The organism is Halonotius sp. F2-221B, from assembly GCF_046719765.1.
Taxonomy (GTDB): domain Archaea; phylum Halobacteriota; class Halobacteria; order Halobacteriales; family Haloferacaceae; genus Halonotius.
The window spans coordinates 1-25336 of record NZ_JABEBY010000017.1; the positions used below are offsets into that span (position 1 = coordinate 1).

The window sequence follows — 25336 nt, forward strand, 5'->3', positions numbered from 1 at the left end:
CCTCTCGTATCGGCATCCTCACCATGTCAGACTGCGATCTTGCTGCTACCGTTATCAGGAGAACGGACAACTAGCGACAATGGATTTAACCCACTGTACGTCCTCTACTGTGTAGAGATGCTTAGTGAGATACGCCGTGCAAACAGCGATACCCGCGTCCAGTATGTGTTGATGGTTATCTTTGGTGGGCTCTGTATTCTTGCCGCGTTTTCGCCGTTCGAATACACGCTCCGGATGACAACCGTTGGCACCCTGTTTGGGTTTACCGCCGGCATCTGGGTGTCGCACCTCGTGCAGGTGCTTCGTCGGGCCATCGACGCCAACAGCACCGTTACACCACAGGCTGAGTAACATGAGTTCACCAGAGCCCTCCACTGACAGCACGGAGTCGACCGAGGACGCGACGTTTCTCTCCGGGATCGAGTTTCTGACCGGCGATGATCCGAATCTCGGCTCCTTTCTGTTGACGATCGGTGCTGTCACCTGTGTATTTATCGCGCTGTTTCAGCTTGGGCCGGTCGAGCCGCCGGTCTCCCATCTGTTGACCGCCGGTGTGCTCATCATCACCGTCGTTAGTGCCGGCTTCGCCGCGCTGCTCGACTCGCTTGGCTACTTCGATTCGACGCCGCCGGAACAGCCCGAGGCGTCCGCCGACACGACCACCACCGAGTATCCGTGGGTTCCATCCGCGCCGGTGTCGGCCTCCCTCCCGCCGATGCTCAACTTTGATGCGGAACTGCAGGCGTTACACGCCCATTACGACGGCGATCTCCCCGAACAGTTTGACCCGTTTATCGCGGAGTACAAGCGACTCAAGACGAATCCCAGCAATCGGTCGAGTATCGCCAGTGATCTTCGGGCCGATCTCAACCCGATCGGGACGATCCTCGACGAGGAGAGTTCGGCCTACGACAACTACGAACGGATCAGCGAGGGGCTGTTCCGGTATCTCGGCGATGCTGCCGATCACTTCACCGCCACTGAGCCGGTTTTCTACAACAGCACGGATACCGCACACGATGTGGTCGACATCAACGACGAACTGGGGCGGGCCGAGGTCACGATCGACAACGACGGCGAGGCCATCGATATCGATCTTGAGATCGAGTTCTACGACGGTGACACGTTGCTATCGAGCCGGAGCTGTCCGGTCGGCACCGTTGCCTCCGGCCAACAAAAGACGGTCGACACCGATGTGTTCATTCCCGCCGCCGCCGACCGGGCGATGACGGTCATTACACCGGCCGCCGACAGCTAAAGCGTCGCTTCGATTTGTCGGCCGCCCCGGCCCCACGGGAGAGCAGAACGCTCAAGACGGTTGCGTTCGGAGTGGCGGCCAGCATGGAGATCCCGAATCAATCCGGAACCGGCATCATCCTGTTCGTTGTCGGGGCATTGCTCTTTATCCCTGGGCTGGTCTGGCAGGAGGGGCTACTCACGTATGGCATCCTGCTCGCCGCGGCTGTGGTGTTGACTGTTGGTACCTACCTCTTCGGCACCAGCGGTAGCGACCGGCCGGTCTGATGGCACCAGCGATCTGCGTTATTCTCTGAGTCGAGCAGCGCAGTTGTCTCGGTCGGCGATTGTGTTACCCAGTAGAATCATGGCCGGGGTGGGCTCCGAACTTCCGTCGGAGCAAGCTCCGACGACTCGCAGACTCACTGCCGTTCGTCTGCGACCATACACGGGTTCTCCGCCCGCTTCCGGCCACGTCTTTCCGGACTCACCACTCACTGGCGTTCGTGGTTCATCGGAAAGACAAGTGGCCGGGGTGGGCTCCGAACCCACGATCTCCGCATATCCCAGGTACGAGGCTCGGCAGGCCTCATGGGAGCGGACGCTTCCAAGGCGGTACCGCACCGAATCTCAGTAACCCTATGAGTGCGGCGCTATGTCCAGCTAAGCCACCCGGCCGCACCCCAATATACCCTGATCCGGTTCTTTAACCTTCTCATCTACACCGGTCTCACGGCGGGCGATCTGTCGGTCGCTCACACGCCCCGCGCCATCGTTCGCCGCGCGGTGGCCGCCGTGTATCACCGATGAGACAGCCGGTTTTATGTCCCACCACCGGCATCGTACACCAATGAGTTTGCCCGACGCGCTTACGTCCGCACTGGGGGAGGAATCCGCGGTCGCGGAGGTCGATCTCGGCGGCGACGACACCCTCGCTGTCACGCCGACACGGACGCTCGTCTACCGCGCCGAGGGGTTGCTGTCGGACGAGGCCGTCGAGGAGTACCCCCACGACGCCGAACGCCTGACGCTATCGGAGGGCCGCCGGAAGGCCAAGCTGACCATGGAGTACGGCCTCGATGGGACGGAGACGCTGTCGCTGCCATCCTCCCGGGTTGATGACGCACTGTTCCCGATTCTCGCGGGCGTCATCAACGCCGCCGGTATCACCGACCCCGGCGAGAGCGTGCTGAAGACGTTCCGGTTTAGCGAGATCACGCTGATCATCACCAGCAAGCAGGTCGTCAAACATATCGGCGCGCCGGTGTGGACCGAGGAGTTCGAAACCTTCGAGTATGAATCGATCACCGACGTCACCTTCGAGGAGGGAAGCGTCGCGACCACGGTCGTCCTCACCCACGACGGTCGACAGGATCGGTTCAAGATCCCCAGCGACGACGCCCGCGCCGTCCGGGAAGCGATCGTCGATGCGGTCTGTGCGTTCCACGAGGTCGACAGCATCGACGCGCTGCGCGAACAGGTCGCCGAGGCGGCCGACGACGATCCGGACACACCGAGCGACGCGGAGGCGTCGGCCGATCAACTCGACTTTGGGGAGGGGATCGATCCGCTCGGAGCCAACCCGCCCGCGGTTGACGCCGACGCGGACAGCGACACCGGCTCGGAATCGACAGCGAGCGAGGCCGTCGGCGACGAGGCACTCGCGGCGTCGCTCGGTGAAGGCGAAAGCGACCAGTCGACGCCCACCACCGGCGGTGACCACTCGCCCGCGGCCGGCGGTGACCAATCGTCCACGGCCGGCGGTGAGCCCGCGACGGCCGATGGGGACGCGTCGTCGGCTGGTGATAGTCAGCCGGCGACCGAGAGCCAGTCCACCCCCGGCACCACCGATGCTGACACCGATGCCGACGACGCCGGGCCGGCGACACGTGAGCTCACGGCGTCGGGATCTGAAGCTGCTGGTCCGGCTGACGAGGACGAGCTCGCCGAGACGGTTGCCACACTCGCCGAGCGGATCGACCGACAGGAAGAACAGCTGGCCCGCCAAAACGAGCTGATCGAGACGCTGATCGAGGAGCTTCGCCGCGGTCGATAACCAACGCCGGCTTGCCGCGTTAGTCGTCGCGGCCCACAACTTTTCGAACACAGTCGGAGCCAAACGGCCCGAGTTCGCCGGTCTCGAAGCTGATGAAATGGCCTGTCGAGAGCCCCGCGCCACACCGCTGACAGGTAAACTCGCCGTCGCGGGCGACGACCTGCTGCTCGAAGCGGACGAAACTCCCGCCGCGTCGCACCCGAATCCGACCCTCCTCGCGCTCGATGAGACCCCGCTTTTCGGCGGTATCGAGGATCTCCCGGGTGAGCGATGGGCTTGTCGTTACGGTCTCGATGCGATCGATCACCGCCGACAGCGGCAGCTCATCGGCTTCGAGATGCTCGATCAGTGTGAGTGCGAGATCGCGTTTCGCTGCCCGACGCTGCGGAACCGCCTCGTCGGGTGGTTCGCCGGATGCCGAGTCGCCGTCGGTCACGGTCGTGGCTTTGCCGGCGGCCCGCATAATCCTTCCGCGGGCTGATTTGGATTCCTGTTGCGAGCCGCGATTGAATATCTGCTCGCGGTGTCGGTGTCGACGCTATTCTTCGGTGTCGTCTTTCATCTCCGCGAGCTGATCGATGAGGTTGTCGGTGTCGGCTTCCGACTCGAAGGACACCTCGCCGTTGTGGTCGTTTTCGTGGACGGCGACCCCGTCGCTGTCGTCGGTGTCGACATCCTGGTCTTTCTGTTCGGACTCATCGTAGCTTCCGAATCCCATATCGGATCGACCGACAGCGATCGATAAAAGCTGACTGATGTCGCTGTCACCCGCGCTGTGCCAGGATTCGCTCAATGATCGCCCTCGACGACAGCAGTTCGTCATCGTGGGCGGGTTCCCGCGCCGTTGCCCGCTCGATCCGGCAGTCAACCCCGCGGTCGGCCAGCGTCTCGCTGATCGCGTCGGCGTCGTGGTGTTGGTCGTGGCCGAGGACGATCACGTCGGGATCGATCCGCTCGATCGGCACGAAGATGTCCTCGGGGTGGCCGCGGTGGGCCGCGTCGACGACGCCGAGTGCTTCGACCGTCTCCCGTCGCTGGCGATCCGAGAGGATCGGCGGCTCCTTGTGGGTGACGTTGGCCCGCCGGGCGACGATGACGTGGAGTTCATCGGCGTACGTCGCCGCTTCCTCCAGATAGTGGATATGGCCCGGATGTAGCAGGTCGAAGGTGCCTTGGGCGACCGCGCGTGTCGGTGCGGTCATCGGTCGGACTCCTCGCTGTCGGGATCGCGGCCCTCAGCCCGCAGCTCGGCGTCGATATCCGCTTGTGTGAAGTCGAAAAACTGCTCCTCGGGGAGGTCGACATCGAGCACGTCGAGCGATCGGGGGTCGCCGTTGCTGTCGAAGGCCTTCCAGTCGCGCCAGCCATAGGGTGAACCGATGATGATGTGGACGTTGCCCTTGTGGAATGTTTTCAGATCCGCGTCGCTCGGTCGCAACACGCCGTTTGGGTGGGAGTGCACCGAGCCGACGGCTTTGCGGTCGTTGGGGATCATATTGGATTTGACCGTCGCACTCCGGGGGTCGGATTTGGTGCCGGGGATCACCAACACGTCGGTGATGACCTGACCGCGCCGTTCGAGATCGAACTTGCGGGCATCCTCTCCCCGAAGGAGGCCCATATACTCGTTGGGGTGGGTCGCCTCGCTGGCTTCGAGTGCGAACTCCAAGGTCTCGCGGGCGATGCCGAGGATCTCACTCGAACGGAACAGCCGCATTGCCATCCCCTCGGCCCGGCGGCCATCTAAGCGTTCCGAAAGCCCCGGCGAGCGGAGATAACAAGCTTAACACGTCGGTCGCTCGTAGCGGGCGTATATGACCGATGATTCCGCCGGGGATTCCGGCGTTCGGGAGGATTCCCGTCCCGTCGTCTACGATCTCGCCCCTGACTGTACGACCACCGATATCGCGTCGGGCGAACACTACCACGCTGTCGTCAACGGCGTCGTCGACTACGGCGTTTTCGTCGATATCTCGGATAACGTCTCGGGGTTGATCCACGAGTCAAACCTTGATCGCTCCTACGACGTGGGCGACCGCCTTGTCGTCACGCTTGATGTCGCAAAGGACAACGGTGATCTCGCCTTCGATCTCCCCGGGTTCGACGACTACCGAACCGAGCTCCGCGACCACGAGCCGGATATCACACAGATCGACGAGCTTGCGACCGGCGAGACGGTCACCATCGAGGGCCGGCTCGTCCAGATCAAACAGACCGGCGGGCCGACCATCTTCGAGGTCGCTGACGGCACCGGCATCGTCAGCGGTGCGGCCTTCGAGGAGGCCGGCGTTCGGGCGTACCCCGACGCCGAGATCGATGATGTCGTCCGGATCACCGGCGCGGTCGAGCTTCACGACGACGTGCGGCAGGTGGAGATCGACTCGCTGACGATCCTCGCCGGCGAGACGGCCGCCGACGCGAACGACGCGATCGATGCCGCCCTTTCGGAGCGGGCGACGCCGGCCGACATCGAGCCGCTGGTCGAGTGGCCCGCCTTCGAACCGATCTTCGACGACCTCGTTGACCTTGCCGAACGCCTTCGTGAGACGGTGCTTGCGGGTCGCCCGATCCGGATCCGCCACCACGCCGACGGCGACGGGATGTGTGGGGCGACGCCGCTGCAACTCGCCTTGGAGAACTTCATCACCGAGGTACACGCCGATCCCGACGCACCCGAACACCTCTGTAAACGCCTGCCGAGCAAGGCACCCTACTACGAGATGGAGGATGTGACGCGGGATCTCAACTTCGCCCTTGAGGGCCAGGATCGCCACGGCCAGAAGCTCCCGCTGTTGGTCATGCTCGATAACGGCTCGACCGAGGAGGATGTGCCGGCCTACCGGAACCTCGCCCACTACGACATCCCGATCGTCGTCCTCGATCACCACCACCCTGATCCGGAGGCGGTCGACCCGCTGCTGGATGCCCACATCAACCCCTATCTCTACGGCGAGGATTACCGGATCACGACCGGGATGATGTCGGTCGAACTCGCCCGGCTGATCGACCCCTCGATCAGCGACGATGTCGAACACGTGCCGGCGGTCGCCGGGCTCTCGGATCGCTCGAAAGCCGACGTGATGCCGCGGTTTGTCTTCCGGGCCAACGAGGCCGGCTACGACCGCGACGATCTCGAAGCCATCGGCGAAGCACTCGATTACGCCGCCCACTGGCTGCGCTACAACGAGGGCAAAACGCTCGTCAACGACGTGCTTGATGTGGGTTGTGACGACTCCGATCGCCACGAACGCCTCATCGAGTTCCTCGCCGAGCGCGCCGAACGCGACGTGGAACGCCAACTCGACGCCCTTGAGCCGCATGTCGAACACGAACGACTCGACTCCGAGGCGCATCTCTACCGCATCGACCTCGACAACTTTGCCCACCGGTTTACGTATCCCGCGCCGGGGAAGACAACCGGCAACCTCCACGATCGGAAGGTCACCGAGACCGGCGAGCCCGTGATCACGATCGGCTACGGCCCTGATTTCGCCGTCCTTCGCTCTGATGGGGTTCGCCTCGATATCCCCGAGATGGTGACCGAGCTCAACGAGGAACTCCCCGGTTCCGGTGTCTCCGGCGGCGGCCACCTCGTCGTCGGTTCGATCAAGTTCGTCAAGGGGCGTCGTGAGTCGGTGATCGACCTACTGGTCGAGAAGATGGCCGACGCCGACCTCGACGAATCGCTGTCGAGTACGGCCCCGCTGGAATAACGCGGTCGGCTACTGCCTCCTCAGTTCTCAGCAAAGACCAGCCATCGCTTTGCGAGCAGCGCGGTAGCACTGATCACGGCGACGGCGACGACCACGAGCCCGGCCGGAAGCTCACCGCCCGGGAGGAGGCTAAACCCACCGCCGTCGCCGCTGGCCTGCCAGTCGCCGGTGAAGACCTCCCGGTAGTAGTCGGCGACCCGCTCGTCGGTGACGGCGATCGCCACCTCGCGGTTGTTTTCGGCGGAGTTGTCGTTCCAGTTGAGACTCCCGATGACGGCGGTGTCGTCGGCGACGATCCCCTTGGCGTGGATTTTGCCAAATCGGTTGTTCTCCTCAGCGACGCGCACGCTGAGCGGAACGTTGTCGTCGGCCACTCGCTCGCGGAGTTGCTCCGCCAGCGCGGTGTTTTCCTCCTCGGCGTACCAGGTTCCGCTCAGCAAGATTTGCACCTCGGTGCCGCGGTCGGCCGCGCGGATCGCCGCCCGGAGCAGCCGGTAGTCGCGGTCGCCGATCGACGGCTGGATCACGAGTAACTGGTCGTCGGTGTTGTTGATGCGCTCAACCAATGCCGATTCGGCGTTGTCAGGGGCGGCCAACACCCGCAGTTCGTCGGCCGTCGTCGACACCGGCGGGTGGTGCTGTGGATACGAGCCGGTCGCCGTCTCGGCTTCGACGGTCTCGATCTCCTCGCGGACGGTTTCCCACGCGGGCGTATCCTCCCATGTCGTATCGTGTTCGAAGATGGCGGCCAGCTCGTCGGCGACCCCCGCTGAGGTGGTGGTCAGCCCCCAGCCGCGGCTGTCGGCTCCGCCGGTACCTGACGGTTTCCAGTTTTCGGTGAGGACGACGGCGGTGTCGTCGGCGACGGCGTACTTCGGGTGGTGGTACCGGAACCGGGCGGCGTCACCGGTCATCACGCGCACGTCGACGCCGGCGGCGGCGAGCTCATCGAGGACGGTTGCCTGCCGTTCCGTCATGCCGCCAACCGGGCCACCCTCAACGAGGACGGCCACGTCGACCCCGCGGTTGTGGGCGGCGATCAGTTCGTCGACGACCCGTTGATCCGTCAGCGTGTAGGCCGCGAGATACAGTCGGCCGTCGGCGTCGTCGATCGCATCGATCGGTGCGGCCGGATTGTCTGGGAGGACGAACGCCTCGACTGACACGTCGGTGACGGTGGTGGGTGCTCGCGGCTCGAAGCCCGTGGGCTGCCAGCGCGGCTCGCGGTCGGCGCGCCACTGCTGGCTTTCCGGGGCGTCCTCGTAGCTGACGGTGTCGACGACGCTGTCGCCGCGACGAAGGGTTAGTGTCTCGCCGCTGACAGCGAGTTGGAAGCTGCCGCCGGCGGCGACCGCGGTCGCGTTCGTGTAGGTCGCGGTTTGGTTAGGATGCCGTGTCGCGGCGAACCGCCCCGTCCGATCGTCCGGCAGGTCGGCAACCCCCTCGCCGTCGGTGAGCGTCCAGTTGCCCGGCTCGGTGATTGTGACAGTTGCATACTCGCCGTGGTTTTGCTCGGTTGTTGGGTTCGGGTAGAGTTCGACAATCTCCCCTGTCGCTGCTGTCGTTGCTGTCGCGTCTGCTACCCCCACGGATGGCGCGGTGAGGAGGAGGCAGCCACAGACGAGGAGCCAGCCAAGCGGCCGAAGCCGGCGGTGCCAGGTCACGGCGGGGGTGCTGCGGCTTCGGATAAAAACGTCCGGGCGGAGCCCACGCAACAGGTGAGAACCCTTATTTTCGCCCGCCGGAATCTCCCGCGTATGACAACGCTCCCCGGCCCAACGCTCGGCGTCGTCGGCGGCGGGCAACTCGGCCGTATGCTCGCCGAGGCTGCTGCCCCGCTCGGTGTCGAGGTGATCGTCCTCGATCCGACCCCGCAGTGTCCGGCCTCGCTTGTCGCCCGCGACCAGATCGTCGGCGCGTTCGACGATCCCGACGCAGTACGGGAACTCGCCGCCGTCAGCGACGTACTCACCTTTGAGATCGAACTCGCCGATCCCGACCTGCTTTCGGAGGTTGCCGACGAGTACGACGTACCGATCAACCCTGATCCCGATACGCTCCGGACGATTCAGGACAAACTCGTTCAGAAGGAAGCCCTCGCCGACGCCGGGATTCCGGTGCCGGATTTCATCGGGGTTGGCGGCGAGAAAGACCTCCGGCTCGCAGTCGAGGAACTCGACGGCGTGATGCTGAAAGCCCGCGAGGGCGGCTACGACGGTCGTGGCAACACGCCGGTGCAGGATCCCGATGACGCGGCCGCCGCGCTCGACGAACTCGGCGTCGACACGATGGCCGAAGCGTTCGTCCCCTTCGAGCGCGAACTCTCGGTCATCGGCGTCAAGCGAGCCGACGGCGTCGATACCTTCCCTGTCACCGAGACGATCCACGAGGAGGAGATCCTCCGGGCCAGCGTCTCGCCAGCGCGTACCGATGACGAGACACGCAAGCGCGCCCGCGAGGTCGCCGCCGACGTATTGGAGTTCCTCGACGGCTACGGCGTTTACGGGATCGAACTCTTCGAAACCGAGGACGGCGAAATCCTTGTCAACGAGATCGCCCCGCGGCCACACAACTCCGGCCACTGGACGATCGAGGGCGCGCGCACCTCACAGTTCGAAACCCACGTTCGCGCTGTCCTCGGCTGGCCGCTCGGTTCGACTGACCTCCGAGAACCAACCGTCTCGGTGAACATCCTCGGCGATGTCGACGAACCCGAGGCGGCGACGCTTTACAACGTCGACAGCGTGCTTGAATCATCGAACGCCCACATGCACTGGTACGCCAAGAAACAGGTTCGACCGCTCCGGAAGATGGGGCATATCACCGTCACCGATCCCGATGCTGACACCGACGATGCGGGCGACCGCGACGACCTACTTGACCGCGCGGAATCGCTCCGCGACGGCGTTACCTTCGTCGGTGAGTAGCGCGATGGTGGTGCGTAGATGCGCACTGAGCAAACACTATACTTTGGCCGGCGTATCAATCGAATCCTGGTGGATTGAAACGGCGAGACGCGCTCGTCGAACCCGGCCGACGCAAGCACTACAGGAGTGAGCGGAGCGAACGACGAAGCGCGCAGCGAGGCCCGGGAGTCGAGCGCGTCGAGGGCTTTCTACAATAACACGTCTTTCTCAGAGTCGCAGTTGAACCCGACTAGTAATAACCGCAACGCACTTGCCGCCGCTGGGAGCATCCACAGCTAATGACCACAGCACCCGAAGTCCAAGAGCTGATGGACAGACTCGAAGCCGAAGCCGACCAGCAGCGCGACCCGGCGACGACACCGGAAGTTGGCATCATCATGGGCTCGGATTCGGATCTCGACGTGATGGCCGGAGCCTACGAGGCCCTCGACGAACTCGGCTTCGCCGAGCAGACCGACTTCGAGAACCCACCCGAGAGCCGATTTACCTTCGAGAGCTACGTCGTGTCGGCTCACCGCACACCGGAACTGATGACCGTTTACGGCGAAACCGCCGCCGACCGCGGACTCGACGTGATCATCGCCGGCGCGGGCGGGAAATCAGCCGACCTCCCCAATATGACCGCCTCGATCGCCTACCCGATCCCGGTGATCGGCGTGCCAGTCCAAGAGAAATCCGTCGACAGCGTCATCGGGATGCCGACCGGCGCGCCGCTCACGGCAGTTGATGCCGGTAAATCGTTCAACGCTGGGCTCTCAGCGGGTCAGATCATCGCCCGCGAACACGATGAGATTGAGCAGGCATTGATCGAGTATCACGACTCCTTGCAGGGCGGCGTCGGCGAAGTCTCAAAGGCCCTCCACGACCGCGGGATCGACGGCTTCCGCGAGCGCGACGCGTAACTACCCGTGTTGTGATCGAAGTGCGTCGACGAGTTCGCCGATCTTGACGAGCCGGAGGTCGTCACGTTCGCTTGCGGCTTCTTCGACTGACGGTTTGAATCCGCTCCGGCTGATCAGGACGTACTCACAGCGGCGATCCCCGCCGGCTGGCGGCGTCCACCGGAGCTCCTCGGTATGCGATTCCAGCGACGCCAGTGCGTCGTAGCCGAGCGGTGACGCTTGGAACTTGCACTCGCCGACCAGCAGCGTCTTGCCGGCCGTAAACCCAACTACGTCGATCTCGTGATCCTGATACCACCACTGGCCGACATCCGTGATCGTCTCGTCGGGATACAGATCGCGCAGAGCCGTTTGACAGAGGCGTTCGAAAACGGGGCTGACGAAGTCAGCCAGCCTCGGTTCGATGAGTTCCTCGAATGATTCAGGGCCGACCGCGTCGTATCGCCGTCCACTGCCGTAGACAAACTGGAACCAGAACCGAAACAGCGGATCAAGCAGGCGGTATCGTCCGCGGCGTGACCGTTGTTTGTCCTCGGTGATCGGGACGTGTCGCTCGATCAGTCGGAGTCGTTGGAGCCGACTGAGGTATTTCGAGAGCTGGTTAGTGTCGATCCCGGCCGCTTGAGCGATCTCGTTTCGTGTCGTCGCACCGCCGGCAATCGCTTCGAGGATTCCGAAATACCGGCTCGGCTCGGTGAGCTCCATCCGCAACACGTAGTCGGGGTCATCGTGGAGTGGCCCGTGTTGGGTAAGGATCGCTTCGTGAACTGCCGCTGCAAGCGTGTCGAAGCCGGCGGCCGCTTCGAGGTAGTAGGGTGTGCCGCCGAAAATCCCCCACCGGAGGAGCTGTTCGACTGGATCGATCTCCTCGAAGAACGCCATTGCGGCATCGAACGGTAGCTGTCGCACGTCGAGTTTGGTCGACGCCCGGCCGTACATCGGGCTGTTGCCGAGCAGTGCTGCCTCTTCCATCATGCTGATCGATGAGCCAACGAGAACGAACGTCGCCGCCGAGTCGTCCATCCCGTGATCGAACATCGCCTGCAGCACGGAGGGCAGGCTGTCGTCTTCCTCGATGAGATACGGGAATTCGTCGAGCACGACGATGGCGTCCTGCTCAGCGAGAAACGAAAGCACGGGTTCCCAGTCGCGTTGCATCCGGTTGATTCCGGGATACGTCTCGGCCGCAACCGAGACGAACTGGTCGAGTTGGAGGGCTTTGGTCTTCTGGCGAGCCTGATAGACGACGGTGTCGTCTCGACCGCGAAGCGACTGTTTGACGAGTTCGGTTTTGCCGAGTCGCCGCCGACCGTAGATTACAGCCAACTCGGCGTCAGATGAGTTGTAACACGTATTGAGTCGGGCGAGTTCGGCCTCTCGGTCGACGAACTGCTCCATACGACCGTGTCGTTCGCAACTCACATAATTATTTGGAGTACGTTACTTCGAAATAGCATACTCTGAAGTACCGTACTTTGAGGTATGTTATTTATCTCGGTGTCGTCAGCAACGCCGACAAATCGTTCGACGCTGGGTACAGGACGGCGTCGGCAAGGTCTCGAAAGCCTTGCACGACCTCGGGATCGACGGCTTCCGCGCGCGAGTCGTAGACGCCACCCGTCGTCTTGGTTCTCGATCTCACGCCGTGCTGTTGGTCGCAGGCGGACTGATCTCTGTTCCGTTGATCGTCGGCGCGTTTTGTCGAATCTCGGTCCAATCAGTCACATCGGTCACTGTTTCGTTGGTCAGATCGACGTCTACTGAATACTTCAGGTCGGTACGTTCGCTTGCGGTTGGATCCCGCAGCCTGACAACCGCTTCGTCCGGTACGTAGGTTGGCTCGCGGTTGACGACGACCGAACCGTCTGCTGTCTCCTCGGTTTCGGCTTCGTATTTGATTACTGTGACATTTCCTGACTCGCTTCGTTCGGTGACGTTTCCGCTGATCTGCATCGCCGTGGTATCGAGCCGTTGGATGGCGTCGACAGCCAGTGTGTACTCTCCGTCGGCAAGGTATGTTTGGATCGTTTCGTTGGTTCGGGCGATCCGTTTCGCGCGCTCACGCTCCCCCTCGGTTAGTGGCTGTGCCCGCTCGGTTTCGACATTGAACTGCCCAGCGGCTGCCGTTTCGACGCGGACTGACGTGACGTTGTACATATCCTCGGTGACGGTCACCTCCTCTTGGTCGGTCGCAACGGTAACGTTCTGCTCGGTCACGACAAACCGGGTGTCGGCCTCGGCTGTGGTGCCGCTCGGCGCGCCGAGCGTGGCTCCGATTCCGGCGACCGCCACGCCGAGGACGGCGAGCGTCAGCAGGACGGCAAGTCGAGACCGAATGTTGCTGCCCATCGTATGTAATGGTTGGTTGAAAGTCCTCTTGACTCCTGTGATGAAACACGTTGGAAACGCGTTTCAAACGCCTTTCACGCGGGTTTCACGGCCTAAAACGGCAACCGTTAAACCGACCTGTCAGAGAGCCGTTCATATGGTCCGCCGCATGCTTCAGGGCCGACAGCTCGTTGCGGCGACGGCGTTCGTCGGTGCTGTCGTCGTGCTTGCCGTCCAGCTGATCACCCCGTCGCCGGTCATGGTTTCTCTCGGTCAGAACGGTGCCGAGACGACACAGATCGGCCAGTATTTCACCTACGCCGACGTGACGGTGATCGTCGGCAGTGCCATCGCCTGTGGAGCCACCGGCACCTGGCTGCTGGTCGGCGACCACGCTACGTCGGAGCGATCGGAGACGTCGGCGGCGACCCGCTCGGCCGACGGTAGCGGCAGCAAGCCCGACACGACCGAAGTAGCCGAGCAACCCCGCGATCAGTGGGAGCAGACGGCCGAACGCCTCCGGAACAACGAGGAGACCCTCTACTCGTTGCTCGTCGAGGCTGACGGCGAGCTCCCACAGCGCGACCTCGTCGCGGAGACCGACCTCTCGAAGGCAACAGTCAGTCGGACGCTGGACTCGCTGGAACAGAAAGACTTGGTCGAGCGGAAACGCCGCGGCATGGGAAACGTAATCCACCTCGAATAGCGGCTTTTCTGCATGTGGCGTTTTGGAGTCGTTTCAAACCGGTTGTGGCGTCGTTTTCAACAGCTTTCGAACAGTTACCAATAAAGTCCTATTTGGGTTTTCAGGTGAGCTTCCGGCGGGGCAGTCCGGGACGACAGCGATCACAGCAGCCACACCACGACCGCAGCGGGTGTGATGGACACGCTGTCGTCAGGGCTGTTCTGTAACACATGCGATACAAAACAGCAACACTCGCGGTGCTGACGCTGCTCGCCGTCATGGCGAGTGGTGCCAGTGCCGCATCGATGACGCAGCCGCCGGCCTCGTCGGCGGCGGACGTAGCACAGCCGGAAAACTACACCGTCGAAACGATCGATCCCGACGACCAGCTGGATCGGGCCGACGCCGAGTTGGCTCGCCAGCTCGCGTGGGGTAACGACACCGTCAGGGAGCACGTCGACGCGGACGATCCGATCACGTTCCAACTACAAGCACCTGCCAGTGAGGGCGGCCATGTCTCCGTCTGGGTCGAACAGCACGGAACCGCACAGGTGACTGCGGATGTCGACTTCGATGCCGAGTCGGTCGTCGACGTTGACGAGGTTGATGTCCTCACCGTCGACAACACGGAGCGCGTTGAGATGGAGACGGATTTCGACGTGTCCGATGCTGCCGACACGACCGTTTTTGAGGTGACCACCGACCGCGATGGCAACGCTGAGATGACCCTCGAAGGGAGTATCGACGAGTAGCCCGCTGTTGGGGGCTCGTCGATCACTCCCGGCGTCTGTTCGACTGTGCCCGTCACGACTCCTGAGACGGATCTGGCTGCCACCCGCTCACACCGCTTTTTTGATCTTTCGTCTCCCGACGAACCTGCCGAAATAACCCGTACTCGTTTCGAGAAGCCGGCAGAAAATCAATGCTTATGAGGGCCGGGCGCAAACCCTCGTGTGTTACGGAGTATACCGAATGTCATGGATAGCTATCGGGGCACTGGCGTTGGTCGGCATTGCGATCCCGCTTGCGATGATCGTGGTGTCGGCGTTGTTGCGTCCAGCCGTCCCAGAAAGCGGTAAGAAAACGACCTACGAGAGCGGTGAGATCCCGACCGGCTCGGGGCGCGTCCAGCTCAACATCCAGTACTACATGGTCGCGTTGCTGTTCGTCGTCTTCGATATCGAGACGGTGATGGTCTTCCCGTGGGCGGTCATGTATCGCAGCGCGCTTGCGGCAGGCGTCCCCCTGTCACAGGCCCTGCTGCCGCTTCTGGCCTTCGTTGGGATCCTCGTCGTCGGTCTCGTCTGGGCGTGGCGCGTCGGCGCGGTACAGTGGACACGGAGCCTGCGGGCCGCCACGCAGAAAACGGAGCGACAGAACACATGAGCAGCGACAACCAACCGTTTGTCACCGACAGTTCGAAGGTAGGCACAGAAACACGTGAGGCCCGGCTCTCCGGGCAGGACAACCGGTTTAACTCCCGGCTGCGCGAGGCGTTCGGCTCCTCGCCGTTTATCCTCACCAAGTTCGACAAGTTCATGAACTGGGTGCGGGGCTCCTCGATGTTCATGCTGCAGTTCGGGATCGCCTGCTGCAGCATCGAGATGATGCACACCTACGCGGTCAAACACGACCTCGACCGCTTCGGTGCTGGCGTCCCCCGCGCGTCGCCACGGCAGGCCGACGTGATCATCATCCCGGGGACAATCGTCTCGAAGTTCGCCCCGCGGATGAAACGCGTCTACGACCAGATGCCCGAGCCGAAGTTCGTCATCGGCATGGGCTCCTGTACCATCTCCGGCGGCCCGTTCCAGGAGGGGTACAACGTCGTCAAGGGCGCGGAGGAGGTCATCCCGGTCGACATCCACGTTCCGGGCTGTCCGCCCCGCCCCGAGGCACTCATCTACGGCGTCGCCAAACTCCAAGAGCGGATCGCCAACGGCGAGTCCTCGCCGGTGACGGTCAAACCCTACGAGTTAGAGGAGTTCGGCGATCTCGAACGCGACGAGATCATCGACCAGCTCGCCGACGAGATCGATGTCGAGGATCTGGTCATGCGGTACAACTGGGCTGATTCACCATGAGCGTGGAACTCCCCGACTCACCGGATCTCGCCGAACCGACACCCGAGGCCATCGAGGAACTCCTCGGCGACCTCGTCATCGGCCGCGACGACCACGAGAACGCGCCGGGCTTTGTCATCAAACCCGACACCGTTGTCGACGCGCTGCGTCGCCTCCGCGATCAGGCCGGCTTCGATCACCTCTCCTGTGTGACCGCCGAGGAGCACGCGGATCGCTACGAGTCGATCTACCACCTGACGAGCTACGACGACCGCACCCAGGAGGTCAGCATCATCGTCCCCGCCGACAAGGAAAACCCGGTCAGCCAGTCGGCCAACGAGGTCTTCCGGACGGCTGACTGGCACGAGCGGGAGGCCTACGACCTCATCGGCATCGAGTACGACGACCACCCCGACCTCCGCCGCATCCTCCTCCCCGAAACGTGGCAGGGCCATCCGTTGGGGCAATCCTACGACCAGGATCAGCCACAGGTCGTCCCGCTGCGGGAGCACAAAAACCCGCTGTTGGAGGATCAGACGGCCGACAACGACAGCGAGACGATGTATCTCAACATCGGCCCGCACCACCCGGCGACCCACGGCGTCCTCCACATCAAGACCGTTCTCGACGGCGAGCAGGTCGTCGATCTCGAACCCGACATCGGCTATCTGCATCGGTGTGAGGAGCAGATGTGTCAGTCGAGTACCTACCGCTACCAGATCATGCCGTACCCCGACCGCTGGGACTACATCTCGGCGGGCCTGCTCAACGAGTGGGCCTACGCGCGGACGGCCGAGGAACTGGCTGACATCGAGGTGCCGGAGTACGCCCAGATCATCCGAACGATGGGCGCGGAGCTCTGCCGGATGGCGGCACACTTCCTCGCGCTGGGAACCTTTGCCCTCGATATCTACGGCGACTTCACCGCGCTGTTCATGTACTCCATCCGCGACCGCGAGAAAGTCCAGAACATCCTGGAGGATCTCACGGGCCAGCGGCTGATGTTCAACTACTTCCGGCTCGGCGGCGTCGTCTGGGATCTACCGGAACCCCGCGAGGAGTTCTTCGAGAAAACCCGTGATTTCCTCGACGAACTGCCGACCGCACTGGAGGAGTACCACGACATGATGACCTCCAACGAGATCCTGCAGGTGCGGACGGTCGACACCGGTGTGTTACCGCCGGAAGTCGCCAAAAGCTACGGCGCGACCGGCCCGGTCGCCCGCGGCTCGGGCATCGACTACGACGTGCGCCGCGACGACCCCTACGGCTACTACGAGAACCTCGATTGGGATGTCGTCACCGAGGACGGCTGTGACAACTTCAGCCGCCTGCTCGTCCGGATGCGCGAAGTCGAGGAGTCGGCCAAGATCGTCGAGCAGTGTATCGACCTCCTCGAAGACTGGCCGGAAGACGAGCGCAACATCCAGTCGAACGTGCCGCGAACGATCAAACCCGACGACGACACGGAGATCTACAAATCCGTCGAGGGCGCGAAAGGCGAACTCGGGATCTACATCCGATCGGACGGCACCGAGAAGCCCGGCCGGTTTAAGATCCGGAGCCCGTGTTTCTCGAACCTCCAGACGCTGCCGGAGATGTCGAACGGCGAGTACGTCCCCGATGCGATCGCATCGCTCGGCAGTCTCGATATCGTGCTCGGCGAGGTGGATCGCTGATGGCCGGTCTCCTGCAGGGTGAGGTCTTACTGCCGGAACAGATCGCCGACCTGCTCGGGCTTGAGGGCGCGCTCGGCGCGGCTGTCGGCGCGTTGATCGGCGCGTTCGTCGTCGGCAACGTGATGCTAGCGTTTACCGGTGTTGCCGGCCCGTGGGCCAAACGAAAGATCACGGCCGCCTTCACCGACCGGATCGCCGTCAACCGGATCGGGCCGTTTGGGTTGTTCATTATCGTCGCCGACTCGGTGCGGCTGCTCTCGAAGGAGTTGATTATCCCGGATGGGGCTGATCGCCCCTCCTACGATCTCGCGCCGTTGATTCTGCCAGCGTCGGCGATGCTTGGGTTCGCCGTGATTCCGATGGGGAGTCTCGGCCCGTTCAACATTCAACTCGCTGATCCCGAAGCGGGGCTTGCGCTCGTCTTCGCGTTCGCCTCGATCGCCTCGATCTCGCTGGTGATGGGCGGCTACGCCTCGAACAACAAGTACTCGCTGATGGGCGGGCTCCGGGCGGTCGCCCAAAACATCGCCTACGAGATCCCGCTGGTCGTGACGGCGATGTCGGTTGTCGTCTTCACCGGCTCGCTGCAGATGAGCACGATCGTCGCCGAGCAGAGTACGACGCTGATCTCGATCGCCGGTGTGTCGATCCCGGCGTGGTTCGCCTTCGTCAACCCCTTCGCCTTCGTGTTGTTCCTCGTGGCGAACATGGCGGAGATCGGCCGCAACCCCTTCGACATTCCGGAGGCACCGACCGAGATCGTTGCCGGCTACCAGACCGAGTACTCCTCGGTGTACTTCGTCCTGTTTTACCTCGGGGAGTTCCTCCACGTCTTCCTCGGCGGGGCGATCATGGCGACGATCTTCCTTGGCGGGCCGGCCGGACCCGTTCTCCCTGGGTTCGTCTGGTTTGTCATCAAGATCTGGGCGTTCTTCCTGTTCACCCAGTGGGCGCGGTCGGCGTTGCCGCGCGTTCGTATCGACCAGCTGATCGAGATCGGTTGGAAGGGGATGCTCGTGCTCTCCTTCGCTAACCTGGTGCTCACGGCCATTATCGTGGGAGTGATAGCATGATCGGACTCCTCAAAGGGATGGCGACGACGATGAAACACGCATTGGACGGGAAGACCTTCACGGTCGAATACCCCGAAACAGCACCGGAAGTCAGCCCACGGTTCCGCGGCGTCCACAAGTTCAGCCAGGAGCGGTGTATCTGGTGTCGACAGTGCGAAAACGTCTGTCCGAACGATACGATCCAGATCGTGATGGACGACCAACGAAACGGCGAGCAGTACAACCTCCACATCGGGCAGTGTATCTACTGCCGGCTCTGTGAGGAGGTCTGTCCGGTCGACGCCATCCTGTTGACACAGAACTTCGAGTTCACCGCGGATACGAAAGATGAGTTCGTCTACAACAAAGAACAGCTCAAAAACGTGCCGTGGTACAAGGGGATCGACCCGCTGAACTCACGGAACCCCGACCGCGACGCCTGGATCGGCGAGGGCGACGGCGAAGTCGACTATCAGTAATCGCCCAGCCGCTCCACGCTGACCGCGCTGTCTCACCGCGTTGTGTTGCCCTCCCAGAGCTTCGAGGCTGTTTGCCCACACGTCTGTTTTGCGGATCAGTCTCGAAATCTTCAAAGGGATTCCTTCGGGACATACAGGTAATGGTTTATGAGACCATCGCGTTCGCGCTGTTCGCCCTCCTGACGGTGGGCTTCAGCTTGGGTGTCGTCCTCGTCGACGACGTGTTTCACGCGTCGCTGCTGTTGGGCGGCTCCTTGCTGAGCGTCGCGGTGCATTACGTCCTGCTGCAAGCGGAGTTCCTTGCGGCGATGCAGATCCTCGTCTACGTCGGCGGGGTTCTCATCCTGATCACGTTTGCCGTGATGCTGACGCGACGCGAGACCGACTTGGAGGTGACCAACGTATGACCGATACCGACGGCTCGGATCGCGCATCCGCGGCGTTGGCTGTGACCGCGCTGTTTGCCGTCCTGGCAACGATGGCGCTCGGGGCCGCTGGCAGCTTCCCCGAGCCAACTGGCTTCCCGGCCGATGCATCGATCGTCCACAACATCGGCTACGCGCTGTTCGATATCGGGATCGGCGAGATCCCGGCTGAGGGCTTTCTCGCCGCGTTCCTGATCATCGCGCTGGCGCTCGATGTCGCCCTTGACGCCGCGATCTATCTCGCCAAACGCGAGGATGAGGGCTCGATCGTCTCGGCGTTGACCGACGGCGGCCGCGATATCGTCGCCGGCGACGTGGCCGAGCGCGAGCCCGCCGATGAGGGGGGTGACCGATAGATGGTGCCGCCCGAATACTATCTGGTGTTGTCGGCGGCGATCTTCTGTATCGGCCTGTTCGGCATCCTTACCCGACGGAACGCGCTGTACTTCCTGATGTCCGCCGAGCTCATGTTGAACGCGGCGGTCATCAACCTCGTCGCGTTTTCCTTCCAGTGGGGGAACCTCACCGGCCAGACGTTCGCGCTGTTTGTGATCGCCTTGGCCGCCGCCGAGGTCGCCGTCGGGATCGGGATCGTCCTCGTACTGTACCGCAACTTCGGTGAGATTGACGTGCTGAACGCCGACACGATGAGGTGGTAACTAATGGTATCAGCATCCGCATACGTTCCGGCAATCGTCCTGTTGCCGTTCGTCTCGTTTGTCGTCGCACTGTTCGGCCGTGAGAACCTCCCGAAACGGGGGGCCTACGGCGGCATCGCCGCGACCGCGGGGTCGCTGGGGCTGTCGCTGTGGGTGCTTGTCTCCGTGCGCAACGGCGCGGCCTTCCAGGAAACCTACTACACGTGGGCGACCGGTGCCGGCGCTCAAGACTGGACACTCACCTTTGGCGCGCTGATCGATCCGCTGTCGGCGCTCATGCTTGTGATCGTCTCCTTGATCGCCATGCTCGTCCACGTTTTCAGTCTCGGCTATATGAACGACGAGGACGAGCGCGATCTGCCGCGGTACTACGCCGGACTCGGTCTCTTTACGGCCAGCATGCTCGGCTTCGTCATCGCCGACAACCTGCTCATGGCGTTCATGTTCTTCGAGCTGGTCGGGCTCTGTTCCTATCTCCTGATCGGCTTCCACTTCCGGGAGCCTGGCCCACCGTCGGCGGCGAAAAAGGCATTCCTGGTCACCCGGTTCGGTGACTACTTCTTCCTCGTCGGCGTCGTCGCCGTCTTCACGACCTTTGGCACCGCGGCCTTTGCGGGCGCGGAATCGTTCCCCGCACTCGCCGAGGCCGCGCTCAACGGCGAGGCGACGGTGTGGACACCTGGCGGGCTCGCGGAGTCAACGTGGTTCACGATCGTCGGCCTGCTGGTTCTCGGTGGCGTCATCGGGAAATCCGCGCAGTTCCCGCTGCATACGTGGCTGCCGGACGCGATGGAAGGCCCGACACCGGTCTCCGCGCTCATCCACGCCGCAACGATGGTCGCTGCCGGTGTCTATCTCGTCGCCCGGATGTACGGCTTCTACGTGTTGTCGCCGACGACGATGGCGATCATCGCCTTCGTTGGTGGCTTCACCGCCCTGTTTGCGGCGACGATGGGCGTCGTCAAACGCGAGCTGAAACAGGTGTTGGCGTATTCGACGATCTCACAGTACGGCTATATGATGCTCGCACTCGGCTCGGGTGGCTACGTTGCGGCTGTCTTCCACCTGACCACGCACGCGTTCTTCAAGGCCTTGCTGTTCCTCGGTGCTGGCTCGGTCATCATCGCCATGCACCACAACGAGGATATGTGGGATATGGGTGGGTTGAAGGACAAGCTGCCCGTCACCTACTGGACGTTCCTCGCGGGCTCGCTCGCACTCGCGGGCATCTTCCCGTTTGCCGGCTTCTGGTCGAAAGATGAGATCCTGTATGAGGCCCTGATCCACGGCCTTGATGAGCCGCTGATCCTCGGGGCCTACGTGATGGGGCTGCTCGCGGTGCCCGTCACCGCCTTCTACACCTTCCGGATGGTGTTCCTCACCTTCCACGGCGAGCCACGGAGTAGCCTCGCCCGCGACCCACACCCGGTTCGGTGGAACGTCAAAGGGCCGCTGTCAGTACTCGGCATCTTGGCCGTCGTCACCGGCGGCATCAACCTCGTCCCGGTACAGAAGGTATTGGGCATCGAGGGGATCGACTACCTACATCTCTGGCTCGACAACCACTGGGGCGGCATCGAGGGGCTCTCCTCGCACCACTACGCGGAGCTCGACCCCTACAGCAGCCAGTACCTCTTCGGCGGCGAGGTGCCGACCGTGCTTGCCGGCGCGGCTGTCTCACTGGGGCTGGCGATCGGTGGCCTCGCCCTTGCGTGGGTGCTGTACAACGTTGCCGATCCCGACGAGCACACCGACAAGCTCGGCGGGCTCAAAGAGTTGTTGTACAACAACTACTACCAGGATGAGTTCCAGGTCTGGGTCGCCGACACCACCCGCGCGGTCGCCGGTGGTGCCGACACCTTCGATCAGGGTGTCATCGACGGCGTTGTCAACGGCGTCTCCTCGGTGAGCCTGCTGAGCAGCGAGCGGATCAGACGGATTCAAAGCGGCGTCGTCAGCAACTACGCCCTGCTGTTGACCTTGGGGCTGACGACACTGCTTGTTGTCTTCGGCCTCATCGGAGGGTGGTTCTAATGATACTTGAAGCACTACTGGCGGTCACGTTCGCAGCGGCCCTGCTCGTCTTTGCGGCCCCCGACGAGTACGCACCCAAACTCGCCTTCGGCCTCAGCCTGCTGCCGATCGCCGGCAGCCTCTATCTGTGGTCGGCCTTCGAGGCCGGCGGCAACGCGCTGACCGGCGGCGAGATCGCGTTCAACACGGTTGTCCCGTGGCTGGAGGTCGCCGGCTACCAACTGCAGTGGTACGTCGGCCTTGACGGCATCAGCCTGCCGCTGGTCATCCTCACAACGTTCCTCACGTCGCTGGCGATCGTCAGCGCGTGGACACCGATCGACGAGCGACAGAGCCAGTTCTACGGGCTCATGTTGCTGATGGAGGCGAACCTCATCGGCGTCTTCACCGCTCTGGACTTCTTCCTCTGGTTTGTCTTCTGGGAGGCTGTTCTCGTCCCGATGTACTTCCTGATCGGGATCTGGGGCGGCCCACGCCGGAAGTACGCCGCCATCAAGTTCTTCGTCTACACCAACATCGCCTCGCTGGTGATGTTCATCGGCTTTATAATGTTGGTGATCGGGCTGCCGGTCAACAGCTTCGGGCTGCCGGAGATCAGCCAGTCGCTGGCCGCCGGCGAGCTTGGCAACTTCTTCTGGCTGCCTGCCGATACTCTCGCCTTGGTCGCCTTCGCGGCCATGTTCATCGGCTTTGCGGTGAAGGTGCCGGTCGTGCCAGTCCACACGTGGCTACCGGACGCCCACGTTGAGGCCCCGACACCGGTGTCGGTGATGCTGGCGGGCGTCCTGCTGAAGATGGGGACGTACGCCTTGCTGCGGTTCAACTACACGATGTTGCCCGAGCAGGCACAGTATTTCGCGGTGCCGATCGCTATCATCGCCGTCGTCTCCGTGATCTACGGCGCGATGCTTGCGCTCGCCCAGGAGGATCTCAAACGGATCGTTGCCTACTCCTCCGTATCGTCGATGGGCTACGTCCTCCTCGGGCTGGTCGCGTTCACCGAGTTCGGGCTCGGCGGCGCGACGTTCCAGATGATCGCCCACGGCCTGATCTCGGGGCTGATGTTCATGGCGGTCGGCGTCATCTACAACGCGACGCACACTCGTCTCGTCGGCGACATGTCCGGACTGGCTGATCGGATGCCGATCGCCGTCTGGATCCTCGTCGCTGGCGCGTTCGCCTACATGGGCCTGCCGCTGATGGCCGGCTTCGCCGGAGAGTTCTTCATCTTCGTCGGCTCCTTCGGCTCGACGGTGCTGCCGTACGCGCCGGTGTTTACCGCCGTGGCGATGTTCGGCATCGTCATCGTCGCCGGCTACCTCCTGCGTGCGATGCAGGGGACGCTGTTTGGCCCGTTCAACCTTGAGACAGACTACGAACTCGACCGCGCGCCGATCCACGATGTCGCTCCGCTGGTCGCGCTGCTGGCGGCGATCCTCGTGCTCGGCGTTGTCCCCTCGTTGTTCTTCGATATGATCCGTGATGCAACCGTTCCGCTGCTTGAGCTACTGGGAGGTGGGGCACCATGAGCCTCCTGCTCCAAGGTACCGCGACCGACTGGGTGTTCAGCGTGCGCGCGCTGCTGCCGGTCGTTTTGCTGGCACTCACCGGCCTCGTCGTCTTCGGTATCAACAGCTTGCGGCCCGACAGCCGTGATAACAAGTTGCTGGCACTGACCTCGATCGCCGGCACGCTGTCGGCGCTGGGTGTCGCCATCTGGTATCTACTTGCCGGCACCGGCCAACCAACCCACGGCGGCGCGATCAGCCTCTTCAGTGGGGCGATCATCGTCGATGGCCTCGGGCTGTTCTTCACGGCCATCTTCACCAGTGTCGCCACGCTCGTCATCGCCGCCAGCTACGACTACTTTGAGACTGACGCCAACCCGGCGTCGTTCTACTCGCTGTTGCTGTTGGCGACGACGGCGATGGGGCTGATGGCGGTTTCGAACTCGCTGGCGACCGTCTTCGTCAGCCTTGAGATGGCGTCGCTGCCATCCTACGCGCTTGTCGCGTATCTCAAAAACAATCGCGGCAGCGTCGAGGCCGGCCTGAAATACTTCCTTATCGGTGCGGTCTCCTCGGCCGTCTTGGCCTTCGGGATCAGTCTCGTGTACGCGGCGACGGGCTCACTGCTGCTGCCCGATATCGCCGCTCAGATCGGCTCTGTCGCCGATCTCAACGGCGTGCTCGGGGTCGGGATCGTGATGGTCGCCGGCGGTGTCGCATTCAAGACGGCGTCGGTGCCGTTCCACTTCTGGGCACCGGAGGCCTACGAGGGCGCGCCCGCCCCGGTTTCGGCGTTCCTCTCGTCGGCCTCGAAGGCTGCCGGCTTCGCGGTCGGCTTCCGCGTCTTTGCGACCGCCTTCCAGCCCGCCCTCGACATCGGCATTGACTGGGGGCTGCTGTTCGGGATTCTTGCGGTCGTCACGATGGTGCTTGGCAACTTCGCGGCGGCGACCCAAACCGAGGTCAAACGCATGCTTGCGTACTCCTCGATCGGACATGCGGGCTACGCGCTGATCGGACTGGCGGCGATCACCGCCGGCGCGAGTGCCGCCAACGCAACCGTGATGGGCGCGGCGATGGCCCACCTGTTCGTCTACGGCTTCATGAACACCGGCGCGTTCCTGTTCATTGCGATGGTCGAACGCTGGGGCGTCGGCCGCACCTTCGAGGATTACGCCGGGCTCGCCGAGCGCGCACCGATGGCGAGTCTGGCGATGGCGGTGTTCATGTTCAGCCTCGCCGGCCTCCCGCTGTTCGGCGGCTTCTTCTCGAAGTATTTCCTCTTCCTCGGGGCGATCAACGCCGGGTTCTGGTGGCTCGCGGCGGTTGGTGCGGTCACCAGCGCGCTGTCGCTGTTCTACTACAGCCGGGTCGTCAAGGCACTGTGGCTTGAAGATGCGACGACCGATCTCGACGCCGTCGGCGACGTGCCGACCGGTCTCTACGCCGCGGTCATCGTCGCCGGCGTTGCGACCGTCCTGCTGCTGCCGGGCTTCGGGCCGGTCATCGAGACCGCCGAGGCCGCCGCGGCCGCGCTGTTCGCCTGATCTTCGCTTCCACAGTTTTTTCACCCGTATCACCGACACAGCA

General features: G+C 63.1%; 28 protein-coding genes and 1 tRNA gene. 20 read left to right on the forward strand and 9 right to left on the reverse strand.

Annotated features, from left to right (window positions below):
* Nucleotides 1–117: 117 nt before the first annotated feature.
* The 3 genes from HKK80_RS12255 (at nt 118) to HKK80_RS12265 (ending at nt 1524) form a co-directional block, all read left to right on the forward strand.
* A complete protein-coding gene (locus HKK80_RS12255; RefSeq protein WP_411799885.1) occupies nt 118–351 on the forward strand; it encodes a hypothetical protein in 234 nt (77 codons plus the stop codon).
* A 1-nt stretch (nt 352) separates the two neighbouring features.
* Complete coding sequence (locus HKK80_RS12260) at nt 353–1258, forward strand: hypothetical protein (protein ID WP_411799886.1); 906 nt, start codon at nt 353–355, stop codon at nt 1256–1258.
* Between the two features lie 83 nt (nt 1259–1341).
* Complete coding sequence (locus HKK80_RS12265) at nt 1342–1524, forward strand: hypothetical protein (protein WP_411799887.1); 183 nt, start codon at nt 1342–1344, stop codon at nt 1522–1524.
* Nucleotides 1525–1763: 239 nt separating this feature from the next.
* On the opposite strand, the gene HKK80_RS12270 is transcribed toward HKK80_RS12265, so the two are convergent.
* A tRNA-Met gene (locus HKK80_RS12270) sits at nt 1764–1914 on the reverse strand.
* 172 nt (nt 1915–2086) lie between these two features.
* On the opposite strand from HKK80_RS12270, the gene HKK80_RS12275 reads away from it, so the two are divergent.
* Nucleotides 2087–3292, forward strand: coding sequence for a PH domain-containing protein (locus HKK80_RS12275; protein ID WP_411799888.1), 1206 nt, complete (start codon nt 2087–2089; stop codon nt 3290–3292).
* Between the two features lie 19 nt (nt 3293–3311).
* Here HKK80_RS12275 and HKK80_RS12280 read toward each other — a convergent pair whose 3' ends face one another.
* The 4 genes from HKK80_RS12280 to HKK80_RS12295 form a co-directional block, all read right to left on the reverse strand.
* Complete coding sequence (locus HKK80_RS12280) at nt 3312–3728, reverse strand: DUF5830 family protein (RefSeq protein WP_411799889.1); 417 nt, start codon at nt 3726–3728, stop codon at nt 3312–3314.
* A gap of 102 nt (nt 3729–3830) precedes the next feature.
* Entirely contained in the window at nt 3831–4010 is a 180-nt protein-coding gene (locus HKK80_RS12285; protein ID WP_411799890.1) for a DUF5786 family protein, read from the reverse strand.
* 46 nt (nt 4011–4056) lie between these two features.
* Entirely contained in the window at nt 4057–4494 is a 438-nt protein-coding gene (locus HKK80_RS12290) for an adenylyltransferase/cytidyltransferase family protein (protein WP_411799891.1), read from the reverse strand.
* Nucleotides 4491–5009, reverse strand: coding sequence for a Mov34/MPN/PAD-1 family protein (locus HKK80_RS12295; protein ID WP_411799892.1), 519 nt, complete (start codon nt 5007–5009; stop codon nt 4491–4493). Before HKK80_RS12295 ends, HKK80_RS12290 begins: the two co-directional genes overlap by 4 nt.
* A 97-nt stretch (nt 5010–5106) precedes the next feature.
* On the opposite strand from HKK80_RS12295, the gene HKK80_RS12300 reads away from it, so the two are divergent.
* Nucleotides 5107–7005, forward strand: coding sequence for a DHH family phosphoesterase (locus tag HKK80_RS12300; RefSeq protein ID WP_411799893.1), 1899 nt, complete (start codon nt 5107–5109; stop codon nt 7003–7005).
* Between the two features lie 20 nt (nt 7006–7025).
* Here the strand turns inward: HKK80_RS12300 and HKK80_RS12305 are convergent, their stop codons facing one another.
* Nucleotides 7026–8669: a phospholipase D-like domain-containing protein gene (locus HKK80_RS12305; protein WP_411799894.1), complete on the reverse strand. Its 1644-nt coding sequence runs from the start codon at nt 8667–8669 to the stop codon at nt 7026–7028.
* Here HKK80_RS12305 and purK point away from each other — a divergent pair.
* Both purK and purE read left to right on the forward strand, forming a co-directional pair.
* The gene (gene purK, locus HKK80_RS12310; protein ID WP_411799895.1) at nt 8658–9932 is read left to right on the forward strand and encodes a 5-(carboxyamino)imidazole ribonucleotide synthase; all 1275 of its coding nucleotides are present in this window, start codon (nt 8658–8660) and stop codon (nt 9930–9932) included. The genes HKK80_RS12305 and purK overlap by 12 nt on opposite strands.
* A gap of 278 nt (nt 9933–10210) precedes the next feature.
* A complete protein-coding gene (purE, locus tag HKK80_RS12315) occupies nt 10211–10834 on the forward strand; it encodes a 5-(carboxyamino)imidazole ribonucleotide mutase (RefSeq protein ID WP_411799896.1) in 624 nt (207 codons plus the stop codon).
* On the opposite strand, the gene HKK80_RS12320 is transcribed toward purE, so the two are convergent.
* The 3 genes from HKK80_RS12320 to HKK80_RS12330 all read right to left on the reverse strand — a co-directional run bounded on the left by HKK80_RS12320 (nt 10835) and on the right by HKK80_RS12330 (nt 13183).
* Nucleotides 10835–12232: an ATP-binding protein gene (locus HKK80_RS12320; protein ID WP_411799897.1), complete on the reverse strand. Its 1398-nt coding sequence runs from the start codon at nt 12230–12232 to the stop codon at nt 10835–10837.
* Between the two features lie 91 nt (nt 12233–12323).
* Nucleotides 12324–12476 (reverse strand): hypothetical protein, encoded by a 153-nt coding sequence (locus tag HKK80_RS12325; protein ID WP_411799898.1) that lies wholly within the window; start codon nt 12474–12476, stop codon nt 12324–12326.
* Entirely contained in the window at nt 12473–13183 is a 711-nt protein-coding gene (locus HKK80_RS12330; protein WP_411799899.1) for a hypothetical protein, read from the reverse strand. Before HKK80_RS12330 ends, HKK80_RS12325 begins: the two co-directional genes overlap by 4 nt.
* 136 nt (nt 13184–13319) lie before the next feature.
* On the opposite strand from HKK80_RS12330, the gene HKK80_RS12335 reads away from it, so the two are divergent.
* The 13 genes from HKK80_RS12335 to HKK80_RS12395 all read left to right on the forward strand — a co-directional run bounded on the left by HKK80_RS12335 (nt 13320) and on the right by HKK80_RS12395 (nt 25293).
* Nucleotides 13320–13868 (forward strand): helix-turn-helix transcriptional regulator, encoded by a 549-nt coding sequence (locus tag HKK80_RS12335; RefSeq protein WP_411799900.1) that lies wholly within the window; start codon nt 13320–13322, stop codon nt 13866–13868.
* 209 nt (nt 13869–14077) lie between these two features.
* On the forward strand, nt 14078–14599 hold the full coding sequence (locus tag HKK80_RS12340; protein ID WP_411799901.1) for a hypothetical protein: 522 nt from the start codon (nt 14078–14080) through the stop codon (nt 14597–14599).
* Between the two features lie 220 nt (nt 14600–14819).
* Nucleotides 14820–15233, forward strand: coding sequence for an NADH-quinone oxidoreductase subunit A (locus HKK80_RS12345; protein WP_411799902.1), 414 nt, complete (start codon nt 14820–14822; stop codon nt 15231–15233).
* Nucleotides 15230–15931, forward strand: coding sequence for an NADH-quinone oxidoreductase subunit B (locus HKK80_RS12350; protein WP_411799903.1), 702 nt, complete (start codon nt 15230–15232; stop codon nt 15929–15931). Before HKK80_RS12345 ends, HKK80_RS12350 begins: the two co-directional genes overlap by 4 nt.
* The gene (locus tag HKK80_RS12355; RefSeq protein WP_411799904.1) at nt 15928–17589 is read left to right on the forward strand and encodes an NADH-quinone oxidoreductase subunit D; all 1662 of its coding nucleotides are present in this window, start codon (nt 15928–15930) and stop codon (nt 17587–17589) included. The genes HKK80_RS12350 and HKK80_RS12355 overlap by 4 nt, the downstream gene beginning before the upstream one ends.
* Nucleotides 17589–18662, forward strand: a complete 1074-nt coding sequence (locus tag HKK80_RS12360; RefSeq protein ID WP_411799905.1) for a complex I subunit 1/NuoH family protein — start codon at nt 17589–17591, stop codon at nt 18660–18662. The genes HKK80_RS12355 and HKK80_RS12360 overlap by 1 nt, the downstream gene beginning before the upstream one ends.
* Complete coding sequence (locus HKK80_RS12365; RefSeq protein ID WP_021041460.1) at nt 18659–19120, forward strand: NuoI/complex I 23 kDa subunit family protein; 462 nt, start codon at nt 18659–18661, stop codon at nt 19118–19120. The genes HKK80_RS12360 and HKK80_RS12365 overlap by 4 nt, the downstream gene beginning before the upstream one ends.
* A 140-nt stretch (nt 19121–19260) precedes the next feature.
* Complete coding sequence (locus HKK80_RS12370; RefSeq protein ID WP_021041461.1) at nt 19261–19527, forward strand: NADH-quinone oxidoreductase subunit J; 267 nt, start codon at nt 19261–19263, stop codon at nt 19525–19527.
* Nucleotides 19524–19901 carry a hypothetical protein gene (locus tag HKK80_RS12375; protein WP_411799906.1) on the forward strand — a complete coding sequence of 126 codons (378 nt, stop codon included), beginning with the start codon at nt 19524–19526 and terminating at the stop codon, nt 19899–19901. The genes HKK80_RS12370 and HKK80_RS12375 overlap by 4 nt, the downstream gene beginning before the upstream one ends.
* Entirely contained in the window at nt 19902–20204 is a 303-nt protein-coding gene (nuoK, locus tag HKK80_RS12380) for an NADH-quinone oxidoreductase subunit NuoK (RefSeq protein WP_411799907.1), read from the forward strand.
* Nucleotides 20205–20207: 3 nt separating this feature from the next.
* Complete coding sequence (nuoL, locus tag HKK80_RS12385; RefSeq protein WP_411799908.1) at nt 20208–22238, forward strand: NADH-quinone oxidoreductase subunit L; 2031 nt, start codon at nt 20208–20210, stop codon at nt 22236–22238.
* Nucleotides 22238–23767 carry a complex I subunit 4 family protein gene (locus HKK80_RS12390; RefSeq protein ID WP_411799909.1) on the forward strand — a complete coding sequence of 510 codons (1530 nt, stop codon included), beginning with the start codon at nt 22238–22240 and terminating at the stop codon, nt 23765–23767. The genes nuoL and HKK80_RS12390 overlap by 1 nt, the downstream gene beginning before the upstream one ends.
* Nucleotides 23764–25293 carry an NADH-quinone oxidoreductase subunit N gene (locus tag HKK80_RS12395; protein WP_411799910.1) on the forward strand — a complete coding sequence of 510 codons (1530 nt, stop codon included), beginning with the start codon at nt 23764–23766 and terminating at the stop codon, nt 25291–25293. Before HKK80_RS12390 ends, HKK80_RS12395 begins: the two co-directional genes overlap by 4 nt.
* Nucleotides 25294–25336: the final 43 nt, after the last annotated feature.